Here is a 17,537-nt window from a genome sequence, read left to right as displayed (position 1 = left end):
GGGCGAGTCCTGTTCCGCGCGGCCTCCCGCCGAACCGGACATGACGGTTTCCCAGTCATCCGGCTCTCCAGTGATTACGGCGTGAGTGATCTGGCTGGCTGTTCTGAGTGGATGCGGTCGTGGCAAACGTCGCAGGCCACGACCGTTTTGCGGCGCCGGTGGAGCATGACGCGCGCCCAGTCGAGTGGCTGCCATCCGGCATGTGCGAGGTCGGCGAGAGCACGGACGTGGTGCACTTGCACGTTGCCCTTGCTTCCGCAGATCTCGCAGGTGTCCGCCAGGAGTCTCGCGATGAGTTCCTTTTGTGGATAGTCCACCCGGACCGGCTCGCGGTCGGCGAGTTCCGCCGCTCGCTGCCGCTGGAGGGGAATCCCACCGAACCGTGCCACCAGTGGTTTCCTGTTATTCCGCTCGATACGGGCCTCGAAACAGACTCGGGGCCCGTTGGGTGTGTCGATTCTGGCCTTGTGCTTTGCTGCCATCTTCGACACCGACGAACGGTGCTTGGCCGCTAGGGTCTTGAGCATGGAGGTTTCCATGACCCATTGCAGCCGGTGCAGCCGGAAGACATCTCCGGCGAGCAGGTAGTACTGGACAACGCCCCGGTAAACGGTCCCGAAGGTCGCCACGATCGCGTGATCGCTGCTGTTGATCAGGGCCGTCCTCTTCGCGGGGTTTCCGCGGGCGAGATAGGGGGCGCACTTGGCTTTGACCACGTCCTGTGGGACACGGAGAGCGATCTGGCCGTTGACCCGTCGGTAACGGCCGGTCTTCTTCGTGTCGTTGTGCTGGGTCGTGATTTCGTAACCGAGGAACCTCGCTGCCCCGGTGCGGGCATGAGTGATCAGCGTCTTTTCCTGGGACAGTTCCAGTTTGAGTTTGTCACGCAGGAACTGGGCCAGGCGCTGTTTGATCTGCTCGGCTTCGGCTTTTGGTCCGGTGAAACCAAGGAGATGATCGTCCGCATAGCGTATGTAGCGCAGTCTGCGGTATGCCGGATCGTTGGGATCCGCGCTCGGCAGACTGACCATCCGCTGACGTAACGCACGGGCCTGGACCCGGTCGCCGCGCCGGCGGGCTTTCGCCAGCAGATTCTGCACCTCCAGATAGGCCGGGTTTCGGGCCCGGCGCTTCCCTCGGGTGTACTCCGGAATCAGAACTGTCTCGACAAACTCGTCCAGCTTGTGCAGGTAGATGTTGGACAGGACTGGGGAGGCCACTCCGCCTTGCGGCGCTCCGGAGAGCGTGGCACCCCACTTCCAGTCCTCCAGGTATCCGGCTGTCAGCATGTTGCGCACCAGCCTCAGAAACCGCTGGTCATGGATCTTCTCGCCGAGGATCGACAGCAGCACCTGATGGTCCAGGCTGCCGAAGCAGTCGGCGATGTCCCCTTCGATGAACCAGGACGTCCCAGTCCAGGTGTGGTCCACCTCCCGCAGAGCGGTATGGCAGCCACGGCGGGGACGGAATCCATGGGAGCGGTCGGAGAACATCGGCTCGTAATACGCCTCCAATAACAGGCGAATCACTTCACCGACGAGCTTGTCCGACCAGGTCGGCAGCCCCAGCGGACGCGTCTTCCCGTTCTTCTTCGGGATATGGACACGCCGGACCGGATGGAAACGGTAGCGCTCGTGACGCATCGCCTCGATGATCCGGTCGATCTTCCGCTGTGACATGCCGTCCACGGTTTCCGACGTGACCCCCGGCGTCATCGCACCATGGTTGGCGTAGATCCGCCCGTAGGCCAGCAGATACAACTGCGGGTTGAACAGTTGCCGATACAGTTCATTGCACGGCAGGCCACACCTGCCGCGTTCACGCAGGACACCCAGCACCGTTTCGGCGTTCTGCATTTCGCATACCTCCCGACTCTGTGGTGTCCGAATCACCTGGCCCCCTTCGCCCGATGCGGACGGCTTTCCCGTCCTCCCTGGCCGGTCGTTACTCCGGCGACTACTACGGGGCCTCCGTCGCCATAGGACTCGCATCCCGTAGGCGATCCCACGTTCGTCCCTGTCTGCACGTTCTAGCGCTACTTAGGCGTCCCACTCATCTCCTTGAATGCCCTCGCTGGACATCGCTCCGAGCTCCGGAAGTGCACCGGACAACCTTCGAATCCAGGGCAGAGCACGGCGCCGGTTTCAGTCGTCTTTCCGGCGGATGAGAACTTGCATCTTCTGGAGATTGGGCTTCAAACAATCCAGTCTTCGCCATATCACGCGGGCCGCCCAGCACACCGTCCCTGACAACTGAGCCCGGTCACTGGTTTTCTGACATGCTGTTGTCCCCTTCACCTTTCGGATCCAGGTAAGTCATTCGGCCCAGGAACCTCCTTCCGAGTTCCTCCCAGCTGAGCCGGGGATACAAACAGAGCGCCTCGTGGCGCACTAGGTCCGCTCGACTGCCCAGCGTTTCGGGATCGGGGTGAATCCCCTGGTCCCGGGGGTACATTGGGTGATTTCGAGGTCGATGCCGAGGGTGGCGGCGTGCTCGACGAAGTGTTTGCGATAGCCGCCATCTACCCAGACTTTGCGGATCGAGGGATGGTCTGTGGCGACCTGCTCGAGCAGGTGGGCGCCGGCCACGGAGTCCTGCACACCGGCCGCGGTGACCAGCACGGCGAGAAGCAGTCCGAGCGTGTCGGTGATGATGCCGCGTCTCCTGCCGACGATCTTCTTGCCGGCGTCGATGCCCTGACTGGCAGCGGGAACGCTGGTGGATGCCTTGACGTTCTGTGCGTCGATGACGCATGCCGACGGCTCGGCATTCCGGCCGCCCCGGCGTCGCACCAACTCCCGCAGTAAGCCATTGAGCTGGGCAAAGATGCCTTCCTTCTGCCACTTGGCGAAGTAGCCGGAGACCGTTTCCCAGGGTGTTCTGTGGAATCAGATTCGTCAATCTCGGTGGTCAGTGAGCATGGTCAGCGAGGCTGTCGAACAGCGGTGGCGACAGGAACTCTGTCCACGGCCACGGAGGCGTATCGGGGGCTGAGCGCCAGGTGAGATGCACCTGCGCGAAGTGGGTGGGAGCTCCTTCGACACCGAACAGTGCTTCATCGCAGCGCCCGCAGCGAGCCAGTGCCGTCACCGACTTCCCGAAGAGCGGGTGCTCTTCGCCGACCTCGACCTTCAGCTGCGCCTCCAGTGTGTTCCTGACTCCCGAGTCGAGGATCCGTATCCAGGGCTCGGGCAAGGGAAGCGCCTCGCCGTCGAGGAGGCGGTCATGGCTGGGTTCCATGACCTCAGCATGTCTCACTGCTGGAGCAGGGGCGCCCGCTGGCCCTGAGATCGTCGATCGGTAGAAGTGTCGCAGTGGCTGGGACGCCGATCTGCGTGGTGTTGGTCCGGCGGGGTGGGAACGTCGGTGAGTCGCTCCAGGAGCTGGTCGAGGGCGGCCTGTCCGTCGTCGACAGCAGCGCGTTCGTCGTCAGTGAGCGGGATGCTCGCGAGCGTCTTCTGAACGCTCTCTCGGTTCCGGCCGCTGTGGCCGGGCCGGTCAGGGTGAGGCCGCCCGCTATGCCGAGCCCGGCGGTCAGGAAGTCTCGGCGGCCGAACCGCGAGGCGGTGGGTAGGGCATCGCTCATGAACTGGCTCCTGTTCTCGACGTGACGGTTCTCGACGTGATCGCCGCATGCACGGCCTTGGCGGAACACAGAACGAAACCTGCGGCGAAGACGAAGACCACCGGGTTCACCCAGGCCGGAACGAGATCGATCGTGATGCCGTCGTTCCACCGGCACTCATGACTCAGCGGGAACGCGGTCTCCGTGACCGAGTCGGGCCGTTTTCCGGACCCGTGCCCGGACTTCACGGCGCAGATCTCGCTCGTCTGCGTGAAACCGGACAGCGCTCCGAACATGTACACGAAAAACGTGATGCCGAGGCATACCGCGGCGGCCGCCGACCACGCCCGTGGATCACGCCAGGAGAAGGCCCGCGCCCTCAACAGGCGCACGGACTTCACGAGGACGAAGACGAGCAGCAGCAGGGCAGCCCCGGCGAAAATCATTGCGAATCTCTCAGGTTCTTCTTCTGGTTGGCGAGGTAGGTGGCCTTCTTCAGGCCCTCTTGTCCGGCCCTGGCCAGCAGCGAGTGGGCGAATCCCCGGCAGAATTCAGCGAGCTTGTCGGCGGGGAGCATCTCGGGCAGCAGCGTGTCGTACCCCGCGATGCCGTAGATCAGCTTCGCCCGCCCCAGCGCGATGGTGGGGTCGTCGCTCATCGTCAGCATGTTCCGGGCCATGTCGGTGGCGGTGCTGGCAAGCCCGCTGAACCGTTTGGTGAGGAAGTCGCCGATCCGGGTGAGGCCGCCGCTGCCACGGTAGTGGTTCCGGACCGCAGTGACGATGTCCTGGCCGCCGCGCACCCGTTCTGAGATCAGATAGCCGTCCGCGTCTTCGAGAAGGTCGTTGAAGCCGAAGGTCGAGTCCACCCCGATCTTGGCGAACTTGTCCTCGCAGTAGGTGTAGCCGGAAGAGTAGCTGTCGCTGTCCCGCCGCCACTCCCCGTAAAGGGTGATGATGTCGCCGCCCCAGCCGCCCACGTCTCCCGACTTTTCCAACCTCAGGTTGAGGCGTGACGAAGGGCGGGGATGGTCTTCACGATGGCGGTGACTCGGTTGGTGCTACAGCGGAGTTTCCGCGGGAGGCGCCAGCCCTTCAGGGCGGCCATGGCTTGCTCGCCGAGGCAACGGATTCCGGCGTGGGTGCTGTTGTGCCGACGTTGCCGCAGTTTGAGACGCCGGCCGCGGACGGGCGCCCGGGTGGTGCCGCCGGCGCCTTGATATGCCTTGTCCGCCCAGCACTTTACCTCCGCGTCGCGGGGGACGTAGCCACCGGCAGCACCCATGTCGTGGCGAGCGCCCGGAATGGTGGGTGAGGCCGCCAGCAGCCGACCTGCCGCGTCGGCGATGACCTGCCACGCCGAGCCGGACTCGTCGGACATGGCGGTGCCGACACGGCTGAGAGCTACCGCGGAGCTGCGCACCGACCGGTGACCGGTCGGTGCGGGCCCGGTCTACCGGTTCACGGCTTCGCGAGAGGCGATCCGGTTCGTGCGACCGACTGCGCGGCCCACGGCGTTGCGCACCGCGAGGCCCGGCCGGGTGCGGGGCACCATGAGCCTGGAGAGCAGACCGACGCGTCGCTGCCGCGGGCCTACCTCACGGCGGAGCCGCGACTCGTAGGCGGCGAAGGCGCGGGCGTGATCACCGGGATGGGCGGCGAGCTCTTCTGCGAGGGCGTACGCGCCCGCCATCGCCATGCTGGACCCGTCGCCCAGCAGGGCTGTCGCCGCCGCCGCGTCCCCGAGCAGTACGACCCGTCCGCGGGACCACGAGGGCATCCGGACGGTGGTCAGGGGGTCGAAGAACGGAGCCGGGTGGTCGAGGAACGCCGCCACGAGTTCCGGTGCCCGCCACCGCACGTCGGCGTAGGCGTCGGCCACGGTCTGCTTGTGAAGGGCGATGTTCTTGCGGTCGTGGGGCGCTAGCTGTGCGGCCCGGAAGGTGAAGATCGCGAGCGGAGTGGTCCGCGAGGGGTGGAGGACCAGCATCCGGTTCGGCGCGGTCAGCATCGTCATCTCGTTCGGATCCTCGATGGCGTCGGGTTCCAATGGGACGGTCGCGCCGTACAGGCCCAGGTCGCTCGCGAACTGCCGCTCGGGTCCGAATACCAGGCGCCGTACGGTGGAGTGCATCCCGTCGGCACCGACTATCAAGTCGAAGCGCCGTGGCGCGGACCGCCGGAAGGTGACGTCCACTCCGCCTTCATCCTGGTCGAGAGCGGTGACCGTGTCGTCGAACAAGAACTCGGCCTCGGTCTGCGCCGACCGGTGGAGCACCTCGGACAGGTCGGCTCGGGTCACCTCGACCGTCGGAGCCTTGTCAGAGGTGAGCGGGAGTTGCAGGATCCGCCTGCCGCCGGGGTCGAGCAGGGTCAGTGACCGATTGCGGGTGGCGAGCCCGCGGAGCTGCGGAAGGATGCCCATGCGGTCGGCGACCGGGATCGCGGGCCCCTTCACGACGATCGCACTACCACCGGAGCGCAGCTGCCGGGCGTGTTCGATGACCGTCGGCCGGTATCCATTCTGGGAGAGCCAGTATGCGAGTGCGGGCCCTGCGATTCCGGCACCGACTATCAGCACCTCGGGCTTCTTCATGACGATGACCTCGCGGAGTGTCGATGACCAGGTACCCGGCGAGTGCCGGGCCGGGTCTCAGGGGGCGGCGGCACCGGGCAGCGCAATCGGGTCAAGGTACGATCAATTTCGTACCTCAGTGGAGCACGTCCTTGAGGTACGATGCAAGTCGTACCTGAAGGGAGTGCCGCGTGGCCGGGATGAACCTGGTCGGCCCCGAGGCCGATGCGCTCGATCTGGGTGCGGTATTTCGCGCCCTCGCCGACGAGCACCGTCGTTCGGTGATGACGGAGTTGGCCGCCGACCGCAGCGACAGCGAGCGGGGCTGCAACTCGTTCAATCTTCCGATCTCGAAGCAGACCCAGACCCACCACTTCCGGGTCCTGCGCGAGGCAGGTCTCATTGACGAGATCGACTACGGCAACCGCAAGGGCATCCGACTACGACGCGCGGACATCGAGAAGAGATTCCCCGGGCTGCTCACGCTCCTGGGCGCGGAGTCCCCTGGCGGTACTGCCCCTCGCTGAACACGGCTGAGCACATCGGAAGGAGCCCGAGTCGGCCCTGAGTCGCGAACTCGACCGGATCCAGCTCGCGCCCGGCTCGCAGGTAGCCGAGCACGACGCGGACACGAATGGATCGGTGTCGCTTCGACCACCGTCCCGCGCTCGTGATCGGCGCCGAGCTCTTCCGCACGCTCCCTCACGCCAACACCCACTGAGGTTTCCTCAACCTGCGTGGGGAGCAGGGCCACTGGGGGTGAGGGCGGGGTCCGGGCGTGTAGAAGCTCCTGTTGGACGGGTGCGTGTCGAGTCCGAGCCGTCCTGCCAGGAGCTTTCCGCATGCTTGTCCACCCAGCCGGGGTCGATCTGTCCACCTCCGCTCTGCGCTTCCTCGCCCGTGAGTTGACCGCACGTCGTCTTGCACAAGGGACACGATGGCGCCGGCTGGCTGCCGGACGGCAGGCGCTGCTCGTGCTGGCTCATCTACGATGCGGGCATACCTACGCCCAGTTCGCCGCCGGATTCGGTGTGGGCACCACCACCGCCTACCGGTACATCGCCGAGGCCGTCGACATCCTGGCCGCTCTGGCCCCAACCCTCGCCGAGGCGGTGAGGACAGCCTCCGGCAAGGCGTTCGTGATCCTGGACGGCACGGCTGCCGATCGACCGGATCGCCGCCGACCGACTCTTCTACTCCGGGAAACATAAGAAGCACGGCATGAACGTGCATGGTGATCGCCGACCCGGCGGGACGGTTGCTGTGGGCCTCGCCCGCGCCGCGACGCGGCCACCCGCCGGATGCGACGCAAGACCGCCAACTTCCCCATCGGAAAGACCTTTTCCTCCTGGAGACCGGAGGAGTTCTCCATCCCCGAGCCCACCCAGCAGACACTGACCACCCTGGAATGGATCGGCCGGGCCGAGAACCTCGTACTCGCCGGCCCCTCCGGCACCGGCAAGTCCCACTTCACCGAGGCGCTCGCCCACGCGGCGATCGAAAAGGACCTGCGGGTCTCGCCCTGCGACGACATGACAGGCCGTCACTGCCCGAGGTATCGGAGCCGGAGGTGCTCTACCACTACCTGCGGCTGTCGCAGCAGACTCTGGGCATGATGGGCGTCAGCCTCTTCGGCACTTGCACGATGAAGTACAACCCGCAGGTGAACGAGGCGATCGCATGGCGTCCCGAGGTCACCGAGGCACATCCCTACCAGGACGACGACACCCTGCAGGGAACTCTCGAGATCGTGCACAGGTTCGACGCCATTCTGCGCGAGCTGTCCGGCATGGATCAGTTCATCTTCCAGGCCGGTGGCGGCGCCGACGCCGCGTACACCAGCTGCGCCGTGACACGTGCCTACCACGCGTCCCGCGGCGAACTGGAGCAGCGCGACGAGATCATCACCACGATCCAGACCCACCCTTCGAACGCTGCGACCGCCGCCACCGCGGGCTTCAAGGTCATCATCCTGATGCTCGACGAGAACGGTTACCCCTCGCTGGACGCTCTGAAGGCCGCGGTGTCCGACCGTACGGCCGCTCTCATGGTCAACAACCCGGACGACATGGGTGTGTACAACCCGGAGATGCGCGAGTGGGTGCGGGTGGTGCACGAAGCGGGTGGCCTGTGCTTCTACGACAGCGCCAACTTCAACGGCATGATGAGCAAGATCCGTGCCCGCGAGATCGGCTTCGACGCCTGCATGTTCATGCTCCACAATCTGGGGCAACGTGCCCGTGGTACTGAAGGCCTACGCCTCGATCCGCGCCATGGGGGCGGAGGGTGTGGCCGAGGCCTCCGACATCTCCGTCCTCGCCAACAACTACATGGAGCGGGGCCTGCTCGCCATCCGCGGCGTCACCCGGTCGCACCCCGACGCGACCAGCCCGCGCCTGGAAATGACGCGCTACAGTCTGGCTCAGATGAAGGAGGAAACCGGGGTGGACGTCCATGACGTCCAGAACCGCATGACCGACTTCGGCGTGGATGCCATGTGGACCAGCCACGAACCATGGCTCATCCCCGAGCCGTTCACGCCCGAGGCCGGCGAGATGTACGGCAAGGAAGCACTCGACACCTGGATCGCGGTTCTCGCCCGGATCTCCGACGAGGCGTACTCCGATCCTGAGATCGTCAAGACCGCGCCTCACAACCAGGCGGTACACCGCCTCGATCACGACGCGATGGAGGACCCCGCACGCTGGGCCATGACCTGGCGGGCCTACCTGCGCAAGAGGGCGAACACCGGCGCCCAGAGCTGAGCGGGCTGTGAGTCGGTCCGCCGCTAAAGGGTGGCTAATGCCCCGCAGCGGCGGACCGTGCACCGTGGCGGCGCAGAACTGCACCGGTGGGCGGTTGGGCGCCGATGCAAGGGGGATGACGCACCCCGCCGGTGCGGACGCGGTTGTGGCGGCTTGGTTGCGAGGGTGTCACGGACGCTGTAGCTCTTCATCGCGGTCTCGGGGACGCCACCGGATGGCGCGTGGCCGTCCGTACGGACTTCGACTCCGCGGGCATCGAGCATGTCCACACCCCTTCTCGGCAAAGCGTATGGTCACTTCACACGCTGGCCCAGTAACCCGTTCCTCTGCGGCGTCAGAGCAGAGGAACGGTCGTGAGGAAGTCCATGTCGCTGCCCCAATCGCCTTTGCCTGACAATCCCTATGGCGCCGTTTCCGGCAGGGGATACCAGGCGCCGCAGTCTGCGCCCGTTCAGATGTTGCCCGGTTACCCTCTCCGCCCCAGCCCGTCTGCAACCTCGTCGAGCGAGACCCGCGCCAGCCCTCAGTACGCAGCGCCCCAACAGCCCACGTGCCAGGTGTGCTGCGGGTCCCCGGCCGTCAAGGTTGCTCTCCGATACCACCAGGGCCTTGGCGTTTTCATGCTGTTCCGGAAACAGAAAGGGCGGTTCTGCCGCATATGCGGGACGGCGGTGTTTCGTGAGCTGACTGCCAGGACGCTATGGCAGGGATGGTGGCAGCCTCTGTCCGCAGCCCTGTTCAACCCCATCACGATCATCTTGAATCTGCTGGTCCGCTCGAGGATCAACCTCCTGCACGAGCCCGGGTACGATCTCGTCGGCACCCGGTTGGACCCCGGGAAGCCGGTGCTCCGCCGCCCGGCCGCGCTCGTAGCACTTCTGCCCGCCGCGTTTGTCCTGTTCATCGCCGGGTCCCTGGTCATAGGGTAGAGGATCGACGGGAGCACACTCGATACACTTCCCTCCCATGGGGAACGGGGATGGAATTGCGGCCGGCGAGGCAGGGCCGCAGGCTGCGTGGCAGGCGCCTGGTGCGGTCGAGCGGCAACTGTACGAGGCAAAGGAGTGTGGTGACTGGCCGGCGTACTTTGACACACTGGCGAGTGCCGACCTCTTCTTCGCCGACTCTATTGCCCGGATCGACGCCCATCCCGGATCGGTGAAGTGCACGCCGTACTGGTATTCCCAAGTCCGGGCCAACTGTCTCCCCCTCCTGACGGAGGGCATGCTGCCGCCACCCGATCAGAACCCGGACACAGCCTTTGACTACGAGACCCTGGAGTGGTTCGCAAAGAGTTGGCGCGACGACTCCATACTCTGGCTCGTGATCAACCCAGGCAGCCCATGCGAGGCTTTCCTCCCGGCGACACCACCCCATCAGGGCTTGTGGCTTGAGCACGCCAACCGCGTCAGCCGATGCGACTGCGGCTATCCCCGCCATCGCATGCACCTGCGCGCACTTGAAGCAGGGGGAGCTGCCTCAGGCCCGGTGGCACACGGTCTTGGACTGGTGGCACTGCTGTCCGTCAACAACGGCACTCTGTGGAACTCCATCGCCTATCACGGCACGGGCTACTACACGGAAAAGAAGCGACTGAAGGACTCGTGGGACGTCCATAGTCGTCAGCAATGGCAGCACACGCAGGAGAGCCTCCTGAACGCGGACTTCATCAGCGGCGTGTGGAATTTCGCCTTGAATGTCCGGCGGTCCTTGGCCCGGGACTACGGCGGTGAGGTTGAGCTGGGTCAGTGGAGGCATGCTGCCGAGCGGGCGCTACGTGATCACGCTACGGCAACCGAGTACCAGCTGAGCCCGGACGGTGTCACCAAGGTCAGCCCACCCAGCAGCTCCCAGATGGAAGGCCAGATAGCCGGAGTACAGCGGCTCATCGGCCGCATCGCTCGCTACGAGGAGCGATTCCGCGCCGATGGCCTGCTGACCGATGGCCAATTCGTCCATAAAGTGGAAGCGTGGGACTACGGGAGAGCGGCGGGCATGGCCCGCTGGGGACTGGGCGCTCGCTACTGCACCCAGCAGGAAGCGGAGAAGGCGATCAGCCGCGCCAGTGCCGCCGGCCAGGCTTCCTATCAGTCCTGGGAAGAGTTCTCCGCCGCCTTTATCCTCGGCCGCTGCCTGCACTTCGACGACGAAAAGTTCGGCACGTGGTATCAGGACATGCTAAACGCCCATCGAATCCTCACCACAGACCCTGCAAGTCCCTGGTTGACCATCCCGTGGGCCTAGCCATCGTGACCACCCGCGGAGCCTTGTAGTCGCGCATGTGACCGCCCTGGATGCCGAGCAGGGCGAGGGCCTTGGCGGTGTCCATCGGGCTGCCGCCGCCGAAGCCGATCACCGAGTCCGCCTGGGCCGCTTCCTCGGCGGCAGACCGCCTTACGGCTACCGGCTGACCGACGCCGGCCCACACCCCAACCCGGCCAAGGCCGCCGATGGGAAACGAGTCCACCGCCTCGAACCCGATCCGGACACCGCCTGGGTCGTGGTCCGCATTTTCACCGAATACCTCGAGGGGAAGGGGTACTACGCCATCGCCGAAGGACTGACCCGCGACGGTATCCCCTGCCCTTCCGCCTATGACCGCGACCGTAACCGGCATCGCGAGGGCCACGCCTGGTGCAAGGGCGCGGTGCGCGCCATCCTCGTCAACCCCCGTTACACCGGCCACGAAGTATGGAGCAAGTAGCGCAAGGACGAAGTCCTCCTCGACATCGACGATGTCACCCTCGGCCACCGCACCAAAATGGCCTGGAACACCCCCGAACAGTGGATCTGGTCTGCGCCATCTGCCAGCGCAAGATGCAGGGCACCTTCAACAACGGAAAGCCCCACTACCGCTGCCGCTACAACGCCGAATACGCCAAGAACGCCGCACTCGACCACCCGCTCACCGTCTACGTGCGCGAGGAAGCCATCCTCCCTGAACTGGACAAATGGATCGCGAAGACCTTCGCCCCCGGACAGTTGACGGCCACTCTCCAAGCCATGCAACAAGCCCAGAGCGCAGAATCACCCACCACGACAGCCGCCGCAGCGGCACGGCGCACGATGGCCGAATGCGACCGGCGCATCGTCCAGTACCGGGCCGCACTCGTCGCCGGGACCGACCCCAAGCTCGCCACCGAATGGATCAACCAGGCCCAGAGCGAGAAAGCCTCAGCTCGGCAAGATCTCCTCACCGCGACAGCAATCCAGCCCGAGATCCTCACAGAGGACCAGATCAAGCACATGGTCTCCGGACTCGGGTCGATGACCGACCGGCTCCTCGCCACTGCCTCCGAGCACAAACGCCCCCTGTACGAGAGCTTCGGTCTCGCCCTGACCCTCGACATGCAAAAGCGGGTTGTGATCGTAGAATCACAACCCGCTCATGCATGTGCATATGGTAAGTGTCCGAGGACCGACACACACCATACGTACACGCCCGTCTTGCGGGGCGAGCTGCTCCTGCCGTAGTCCCCGGGTTCAAGCCGTCGGCGGCGCGCCGTGACATCGGCGACACGCCGCCACCTCCTACGGCGCGGCGGAGATGAGATCGCCCAGGTCGTCCGCTCGATCAAGGACCTGGCCACCGTGGTGCGCCAGGCCGGGTCCGAGGACAGGGCCGAGATCTAGGGAACGTGGCCTATGGCCCGCGTCGATCTCGTGCTGCTTCACCAGTTCCGCAGCTGGGTGAAGCTCTTCCACGAGAAGCTCGGGGGGCCGTGCCGACACCAGGCCCTTGCCCATATCGATGGCAGCGGCTCTCGGGCGGCTCCAACCACGGGTGACGCAAGGCTGGCGCAGGCCGCCACACCGGTCAACGGTCGCGGTCACGATCGAGATGGAGACCATCGCCTTGGCGGCTGCGCGGCGGAGGGCAAGCTGCTTCCGACACGTCGTGGGACGACAGCACCCCCGGTCGGCCCGGGGCCAGGGTTACGTCGAATCGCAGGCATGCAGCGACATGAGGGGAGTCGCCCAGCGGGGTGTTGGTGAACCTTTGGGTGATACTGACACTCCGCCGATGCCGTTCAACCAGGGCGTGGGGGCCAACGGCGTGTGCTATCTCGCTAGACGTCAACTCTCCGCCACCGGCATCGCTCACCAACTGTTCCCGGGCCTTGAAAGCCTTCCGGTAGACGGTGTCCCGTTCCCGCTCTCTGAGGTCTGGCCCCTGGCGGGGGCAAGCCTTCAGCAAGCGCGTCATTACCGAGGCACCCAGGGCGCGCATGGGGGTGATCGTGTAGGAGTAGCAGCGAGTGACCTGTCCGCGTCCTCCCGCGATCGGGTTGCCGTCGTCGTAGTGAGAGGTGAAGGCGGCCACGACCTCGGCTACGGCGTCGTGGACCGTGTAGGAGTCCAGGTTTGCGGTCCGCGAGACCTGCCACAGCGTGAAGTGAACGTGGGCGGACGAGGGGAACGGTGTGTTCCCACTCTGCCGGATGGCGCGGCCGAACGCATGGGCCAGGTCGGTGGATGCCTTGATGGCCGTCTGCTTGTTGTGGTGGGCCGTCCTTTTATGCCCGATGTACACGCTGATGATGCCGATGAGTGCGAGGACGCACACCGCACCGAGGGCCTTGGCCCACGGTGCGGTGCGTCCCATTCCGGGATCACGCCTCAAGGGCGTTGCCTCCTGCTGTCCGGGGCGTCGTTCGCCTCGCGCAGACTTCCGATCGCCTGCTGCATAGCGTCAGCATACGCGGAAGTTCCGGTCTTGTTGGGGTGATAGCTCTCTCTGCTGATGCACCCACTGTCCGTCGAGAGGCACTTGAAGTCCCCATCGCCGTTCTGCGCCTTGACGAGCTTGTTGATTCCCTCGGGATCGTCACAGGCCCGTTTTCCGTCGAAGCTGCGGTCGGGGTTCACATAGACGATGTTCTTGTCGCCGATGCTTTCCACGGTCTTCATTTCGGCCTGCTGCATGTAGACAGCCATCCGGTTGAGGATCTGCGCCCCCGTGGTACCCACGCCGGTCACGCAGGTGAGGCCGATGCTGCCGAAGAGTTGCGGATACCCCATGACCATGATCTTGGCATTCGGCGCCTTGGCGCGGATCAGCTCGAGCAAGGGGCCGACGCCGACGATATTACGGTTCGGGTCGCCGGACTGAGCGGCATCGATCTTTTTCTTTATCTCCTCTTCGGGAGGACAGCCGGTCAGCGCACATTCCTTGAGCACCTGCGGGAAGCCGGCATCATTTCCTCCGATGGACAGGGTGACCATCGTGGTGTTCTCATCGAGGACGCCGGAGTCGATTTGCGGTGCTTCCCTGAACTGCCCATCCAGGTTCACCACCTTTCCGTTGCTGCCCAGGTAGCCGCTCGTTTGCCGCGCGACATCCGTGGTCCACGCTCCCGAGCAGGCGACGAACCCGAGTTCGCTGTCCGCAGACCAGGCGTCGGAGAGTTCGCCAGCCGAAGTGGATTGCCCGGAAAGCTTCATCTTTCGGGGCCACGCGTTCTTCCCGCGGCGACAGGCACTCCACGTGTCTTTCCCGTAGTCAGCGTCGGTCTCGGTGTAGTAGTTACCGGAGCCTTCACCCGAGGAATAGGAATCGCCCAGGGCGGCGACGATGTCGCGTGGTTTTCCCGGGAGTGGCTGAAAGGCGACCGCGTCGAAGGCGATGTCGTCGTCCCCGGTGCCGTCCTCGGTTTCGGTGCTGAGTGTCACGCTGGCTCGACCATTGAGCTTGTAGACACCCAGAGAAACCCAGTTGTTTGCTTTACGGCCCTGATTGATATAGCGATCCTTCGCGGTCCCGTCACCCAGATTGATGACGTAGTGAGCCTGTTGCGCCCATGCGCCATGGTCGGGGAGATGGACCGCGATACGGTGCCATCCGGTTTGGGCGTTCTTCAATTGCCAGGTGCCCGAGACGTTCAGCTTTCCGCCCTTGTCGCCGGGCGTTCTGGTGTGGCCAAGATAGAAGTGGCCACCGAAACCGGCTCCCAGCTGATGAAGATCCATCTTCGAGGGATACAGCCCCGAACCGTCACCGGCGAAGGCAAAGGTGAACTTTCCGGCGTTTGCCTTGGGCTGGGGGCAGTTGGGTCGGACCGAAGCAGTCCCATCAGCCGTGTCGTCGATGACAAGCGCCTTCGGCGGGGCCGCGTTGCCGCTGTCGGTCGCGTTCACCGAGCAGTTGGGCGGGTAGGCGGTGCCGTCTGCTTCTTCAGGGTACGAGGTGTTGAAGCGTACGATCTCGTTGCCGCAACTGGTGGAACAGTCCTTCCATTGAGCCTTCTTGTGCCACCAGCAGGTGAACTTGATGTCATCGCTGCCGGTAGCGATCTTGCAGGGCCCCGCGTTGGGCTCGTTCTCGGCTCCGTCGTTGATCTTGGAGGGGTCACAGGAGTCGTCCGCCACCGTGCAGAACAGGTCCTCCGGAGGCTTGACACTTTGCCGGTAGCCGTCGCTCGTCCACCATGCGGGCCTGAACGCGGCAACGGTCTTCCCGGGCGACTCCAGGGCGTCGAAGGAGTAGGCGGCGAACCCCAGGACCTTCTCCTCGTACGGCCAGTCCTGCGGGTGGGCGGCATCACGGGGGCTTGAGGACAGGAACGGGCTGCGCCCTGCATCCCATTCCGGGTTGGCCGGGTTGTTGCCCCAGCCCACACCCCACGCCCCACCGTGCTTACTCGCCTCGCTCTGTGGGTGGAAACCGGAGTTGTACGCCCAGAGGGCGAAGAACCAGTTTTCCGGGCGTGCGGCGTCGCCGTTATTGATGGTGAGCCCGGCCAGACGGGTGTCATTCCACTTGTCGGTCAGGATCTGATGGCCGTACGCCAGGTTCACGGTGTAGTCGAGAGCGACGGCACGCTGCACGTCGTACCGCAGGGAAGAACCCTCGCCGGGCTTCTCCTTGCCGGACAAACGCATACGGTCGGTCGCCTGGGTGATGCCGTATCCGCAGTCGGCCTTACCCCAGTTGATGGCCCACGGGTCAGGCTGCTGGCCATTGGAGGCATAGGAAATTCCGTAGAAGTTGCCTATGAGCGGATTGCCGGTGACACCGGGAACCACCATCCGGGATGCCTGCCACATATTGGACTCTTGCATGGTGACACCGAGCATCACCTGTGCGGGAACGTGGCCGCCGCCCACCAAGCCGCTCTGGGTGAAGTAGTCGCCCGGAGAGTAGGCCGGCATCCCCAGGTTCTTCCAGTTCGCCGGTCGGTGGATGGCGTTGTCGAGGTTGTCCTGGATGAGCTGGTCAACGGCCCACTCGACCTGCCGCGGCTTGGGCTGCATGGCCTGGTTGCGCGGATCGTTGCGCGGTACCGAGCAGGTCCGTTCGCTCTCGCTCTCGACCGGGTCGCTGGGCGACGCGGCGCGCAGACCGTGCCGTGTCGTGCCGGTCGGCGCCCGCAGTGCGGGGGACGGCTGCCTCCCCTCGCCCGCGTGCGCACCGGATGTGCTCGCCGTGTTCACGGAGAACGACGGCTTCTTTCCTGTACCGAGCACCGTGAGGGCTACGCGAACCGGTCGGGCCGAGGCGGTATCGGGACGCGGATTGCCGGAGTTCTTACCGTCGGCCCATGCCGTCCTTGTCACCAGGGCCTCGGCGCGTGTTGAAACCTGTGCCTCTTTGGAGGCTGATGCCAGACGCCGCACCGAAGAGGGGAGTCGATCGGACATCTGCCGGGTGGCGCCGGTGACGAACACCTGCCCCGTAGCGCTGCGCGTGATACCCGTTTTGGTCAACGGTCCTTCTGCGAGCACAGAGGCGCGGTTCCTGGTGCCGGGTGAGCGTGTCTGTGCAGGGGCGATCCGCTTCACTGTTGCGGTGCCCTTGGCGGTCTTGTCGAGAAAGACCACACCGCCGTCGGCATCGGGGGTGAGCCGATAGGGTACCGCCGAGGTGGTGGCGAGGGTAGTGAGCTTGCCCCGGTCACCGATGCTGACTACCTGCCCGGCTGCGGCCGCGGCGATCCTGCCGCCGGGCACAGGTACGGCCGAGGTCAGTTGACCCGGTACCTCAACAGGCTTCTCCAGCTTGCCAGTCACGGCGTCGACCCGCACCAGCCGAGTCGCCGCCCTGTCCTCACCGCCGGACTGCGTGAGCACCGCGGTCTCCCCGGTACCGCAGCCGGGGTTGTAGTAGGAGAGAGAGGCTTGCAGGCCGAGTTTGGAGACTTCTCCCGTCTCCAGATCGACGATCGCGGTGAAGCCGCCGCGGGCCATGAGCTGCGCCTTGTTGGTAAAAGTGCGGGGCGCGTACACCACTACGACACGCCTGCCCGAGGCGGTCACACATGCGTTTCCGATCCATGCGTCCGCGTCGAACCCCGGCTCGGCGAGGGTCGCGGCCGTTCGCCACGCGTAGCCGTCCTTCTTCTCGGCCGTCAGGATGTGAAAACCGTCAGCGTCACCACTGGTGGTCCAGGTCCGGTCCGCGGAATTCTGCCAGCCATTGCCGAGGACGCGGGTACGGTCTTCGGGCAAGACCGACGCAGGATCATTCTTCTCTGATACGGCTCGCGGCGGATCCGAAGGAGCCTTGGCGCCGGATTCCCCTCCTTGCGCCCAGGCCGCCTGAGTCTGTAAGAGCGACGCGCCCATGGCGAGCGCGGCGATCATGGCGAGGGCCGTCGATCTTAATCGTCTTCGCACATCAACTCCACGGTGGC

Annotated in this window: 17 protein-coding genes and 3 pseudogenes; 10 read left to right on the top strand and 10 right to left on the bottom strand. The window is 65.2% G+C overall.

Annotation, left to right across the window (positions count from 1 at the left end):
• Positions 1-74 precede the first annotated feature (74 nt).
• The 7 genes and pseudogenes from AS97_RS35745 to AS97_RS35715 all read right to left on the bottom strand — a co-directional run bounded on the left by AS97_RS35745 (position 75) and on the right by AS97_RS35715 (position 6,160).
• Entirely contained in the window at positions 75-1,856 is a 1,782-nt protein-coding gene (locus AS97_RS35745; protein WP_185929671.1) for a reverse transcriptase/maturase family protein, read from the bottom strand.
• A gap of 537 nt (positions 1,857-2,393) precedes the next feature.
• Positions 2,394-2,876 (bottom strand): annotated as a pseudogene (locus AS97_RS35740) (transposase); the annotation flags it as partial.
• A gap of 34 nt (positions 2,877-2,910) precedes the next feature.
• Positions 2,911-3,240 carry a hypothetical protein gene (locus AS97_RS35735; protein ID WP_059147262.1) on the bottom strand — a complete coding sequence of 110 codons (330 nt, stop codon included), beginning with the start codon at positions 3,238-3,240 and terminating at the stop codon, positions 2,911-2,913.
• Positions 3,241-3,582: 342 nt separating this feature from the next.
• Entirely contained in the window at positions 3,583-4,011 is a 429-nt protein-coding gene (locus AS97_RS35730; protein WP_210566353.1) for a hypothetical protein, read from the bottom strand.
• Entirely contained in the window at positions 4,008-4,562 is a 555-nt protein-coding gene (locus AS97_RS35725; protein ID WP_210566352.1) for a hypothetical protein, read from the bottom strand. The genes AS97_RS35730 and AS97_RS35725 overlap by 4 nt, the downstream gene beginning before the upstream one ends.
• Before the next feature lie 2 nt (positions 4,563-4,564).
• A pseudogene (locus AS97_RS35720) lies at positions 4,565-4,918 on the bottom strand (transposase family protein); the annotation flags it as partial.
• Between the two features lie 99 nt (positions 4,919-5,017).
• Entirely contained in the window at positions 5,018-6,160 is a 1,143-nt protein-coding gene (locus tag AS97_RS35715) for an FAD-dependent monooxygenase (RefSeq protein ID WP_210566351.1), read from the bottom strand.
• Between the two features lie 170 nt (positions 6,161-6,330).
• Here AS97_RS35715 and AS97_RS35710 point away from each other — a divergent pair, with 170 nt between their 5' ends.
• From AS97_RS35710 to AS97_RS35680, 7 genes and pseudogenes are all read left to right on the top strand, one after another.
• The gene (locus AS97_RS35710) at positions 6,331-6,666 is read left to right on the top strand and encodes a winged helix-turn-helix domain-containing protein (RefSeq protein ID WP_014059368.1); all 336 of its coding nucleotides are present in this window, start codon (positions 6,331-6,333) and stop codon (positions 6,664-6,666) included.
• A 315-nt stretch (positions 6,667-6,981) separates the two neighbouring features.
• Positions 6,982-7,418: pseudogene (locus tag AS97_RS35705) on the top strand (transposase family protein); the annotation flags it as partial.
• 22 nt (positions 7,419-7,440) lie between these two features.
• Positions 7,441-7,755, top strand: a complete 315-nt coding sequence (locus AS97_RS35700; protein ID WP_197048991.1) for an ATP-binding protein — start codon at positions 7,441-7,443, stop codon at positions 7,753-7,755.
• Positions 7,710-8,597: an aminotransferase class V-fold PLP-dependent enzyme gene (locus AS97_RS35695; protein WP_210567470.1), complete on the top strand. Its 888-nt coding sequence runs from the start codon at positions 7,710-7,712 to the stop codon at positions 8,595-8,597. Before AS97_RS35700 ends, AS97_RS35695 begins: the two co-directional genes overlap by 46 nt.
• Positions 8,566-8,904: a hypothetical protein gene (locus tag AS97_RS35690; protein ID WP_210566350.1), complete on the top strand. Its 339-nt coding sequence runs from the start codon at positions 8,566-8,568 to the stop codon at positions 8,902-8,904. Before AS97_RS35695 ends, AS97_RS35690 begins: the two co-directional genes overlap by 32 nt.
• Positions 8,905-9,662: 758 nt before the next feature.
• Positions 9,663-9,833: a hypothetical protein gene (locus AS97_RS35685; protein WP_156107863.1), complete on the top strand. Its 171-nt coding sequence runs from the start codon at positions 9,663-9,665 to the stop codon at positions 9,831-9,833.
• A gap of 37 nt (positions 9,834-9,870) precedes the next feature.
• Positions 9,871-11,148, top strand: a complete 1,278-nt coding sequence (locus tag AS97_RS35680; RefSeq protein WP_210566349.1) for a DUF1266 domain-containing protein — start codon at positions 9,871-9,873, stop codon at positions 11,146-11,148.
• On the opposite strand, the gene AS97_RS47845 is transcribed toward AS97_RS35680, so the two are convergent.
• The gene (locus AS97_RS47845) at positions 11,102-11,233 is read right to left on the bottom strand and encodes a hypothetical protein (RefSeq protein WP_236670279.1); all 132 of its coding nucleotides are present in this window, start codon (positions 11,231-11,233) and stop codon (positions 11,102-11,104) included. The genes AS97_RS35680 and AS97_RS47845 overlap by 47 nt on opposite strands.
• Between AS97_RS47845 and AS97_RS47840 the strand changes: the two genes are divergently transcribed.
• The 3 genes from AS97_RS47840 to AS97_RS48710 all read left to right on the top strand — a co-directional run bounded on the left by AS97_RS47840 (position 11,186) and on the right by AS97_RS48710 (position 12,537).
• Positions 11,186-11,608, top strand: coding sequence for a recombinase family protein (locus tag AS97_RS47840; RefSeq protein ID WP_247204593.1), 423 nt, complete (start codon positions 11,186-11,188; stop codon positions 11,606-11,608). The genes AS97_RS47845 and AS97_RS47840 overlap by 48 nt on opposite strands.
• A gap of 80 nt (positions 11,609-11,688) precedes the next feature.
• Positions 11,689-12,378 carry a zinc ribbon domain-containing protein gene (locus tag AS97_RS35670; RefSeq protein WP_210566347.1) on the top strand — a complete coding sequence of 230 codons (690 nt, stop codon included), beginning with the start codon at positions 11,689-11,691 and terminating at the stop codon, positions 12,376-12,378.
• Between the two features lie 30 nt (positions 12,379-12,408).
• A complete protein-coding gene (locus tag AS97_RS48710; RefSeq protein ID WP_282615704.1) occupies positions 12,409-12,537 on the top strand; it encodes a hypothetical protein in 129 nt (42 codons plus the stop codon).
• 184 nt (positions 12,538-12,721) lie between these two features.
• On the opposite strand, the gene AS97_RS35665 is transcribed toward AS97_RS48710, so the two are convergent.
• Both AS97_RS35665 and AS97_RS35660 read right to left on the bottom strand, forming a co-directional pair.
• Positions 12,722-13,510 carry a hypothetical protein gene (locus tag AS97_RS35665; protein ID WP_210566346.1) on the bottom strand — a complete coding sequence of 263 codons (789 nt, stop codon included), beginning with the start codon at positions 13,508-13,510 and terminating at the stop codon, positions 12,722-12,724.
• Positions 13,511-13,524: 14 nt separating this feature from the next.
• Entirely contained in the window at positions 13,525-17,487 is a 3,963-nt protein-coding gene (locus AS97_RS35660; protein WP_210566345.1) for a GDSL-type esterase/lipase family protein, read from the bottom strand.
• Between the last annotated feature and the right edge of the window lie 50 nt (positions 17,488-17,537).

The organism is Streptomyces sp. AgN23, assembly GCF_001598115.1.
In the GTDB taxonomy this organism is placed as follows: domain Bacteria; phylum Actinomycetota; class Actinomycetes; order Streptomycetales; family Streptomycetaceae; genus Streptomyces; species Streptomyces antimycoticus.
The sequence above is the reverse complement of the archived record's forward strand: the minus strand, read 5'-3'. Positions and strand labels throughout refer to the sequence as shown.